Origin of the sequence: Azospirillum sp. TSH64, assembly GCF_003116035.1 — a bacterium.
GTDB lineage: Bacteria > Pseudomonadota > Alphaproteobacteria > Azospirillales > Azospirillaceae > Azospirillum.
Window position 1 is genome coordinate 5,924,729 of the sequence record NZ_LGQW01000015.1, and the last position, 1,170, is coordinate 5,925,898.

Below are 1,170 nucleotides of genomic sequence, written 5' to 3' on the forward strand. Positions count from 1 at the left end.
AGCCGTGCTGGCCGCCAGGCGCTCCATCGTCACGGTGGAGGAGATCGTCGACGACTTGGAGGCGCCGCCCAACGCCTGCGTGCTGCCCTACTGGGCGCTGTCGGCCGTCTGCCCTGTCCCCGGCGGTGCCTATCCGTCCTACGCGCAGGGCTATTCGGAGCGCGACAACCGCTTCTACAAGGCCTGGGATCCCATCGCCCGCTCGCGCGAGACCTTCCAGGCCTGGATGCAGCGCCATGTGCTGGACACCGACGATTTCGCCGGCTTCCGCCGCGTGCTGGCCGAAAGCATGGCCCAGATCATGAAGGAGGCCGTGTGATGGGTTCCGAAGACTTCACCGCGACCGAGATCATGACGGTGGCGGCCAGCCGCCTGCTGAAGGACGGCACCGTCTGCTTCGTCGGCATCGGCCTGCCCTCGACCGCCGCCAACCTCGCCCGGCTGACCCATGCGCCGGACGTCGTGCTGATCTATGAATCGGGCCCCATCGGCGCCAAGCCGACGGTGCTGCCGCTGTCGATCGGCGACGGCGACCTCGCGCTGACCGCCGACACCGTGGTCGGCACGCCGGAGATCTTCCGCTACTGGCTGCAGGGCGGGCGGATCGACGTCGGCTTCCTCGGCGCCGCCCAGGTCGACCGCTTCGCCAACATCAACACCACCGTCATCGGCCCCTATGACGCGCCCAAGGTGCGGCTGCCCGGTGCCGGCGGCGCGCCGGAGATCGCCTCCCAGGCCAAGGAGGTCTTCATCGTCCTCAAGCAGAGCCCGAAGGCCTTCGTCGCCAAGCTGCCCTTCGTCACCTCCGCGGGATATCTCGACGGCGGGGACGCGCGGGCCAGGGCCGGCATCCCCGGTGCCGGGCCGACCGCGGTGATCACCGACCTCGGCATCCTCACCCCCGACCCGGTGACCAAGGAGCTGACCCTGACCAGCATCCATCCCGGCGTGACGGTGGAGCAGGTCAAGGCGGCCACCGGCTGGGACCTGAAGATCTCGCCCGACCTGAAGACCACCGAAATCCCGGACGCCGGTGCGCTGGCCGCGCTGCGCGACCTGCACGCCCGCACCGCCGCCGCCCACGGGCAGGTCGGCGGGGAAGGATGACATCATGCGTGACGCCTATATCTGCGACGCCATCCGCACCCCCATCGGCCGCTATGCCGGATC

1 protein-coding gene and 1 pseudogene are annotated in these 1,170 nt (G+C 69.8%); both read left to right on the top strand.

Annotated features, from left to right (window positions below; all coding sequences use genetic code 11):
• Nucleotides 1–319 (top strand): annotated as a pseudogene (locus tag TSH64_RS28270) (CoA transferase subunit A); the annotation flags it as partial.
• Entirely contained in the window at nucleotides 319–1,107 is a 789-nt protein-coding gene (locus tag TSH64_RS28275) for a CoA-transferase subunit beta (protein ID WP_109450194.1), read from the top strand. The pseudogene TSH64_RS28270 and the gene TSH64_RS28275, both read left to right, overlap by 1 nt.
• Nucleotides 1,108–1,170: the final 63 nt, after the last annotated feature.

Coding starts and splice junctions, on each gene's coding strand:
- TSH64_RS28275 (WP_109450194.1), top strand. CDS start 319: ATGGGTTCCGAAGACTTCACCGCGACCGAGATCATGACGGTGGCGGCC.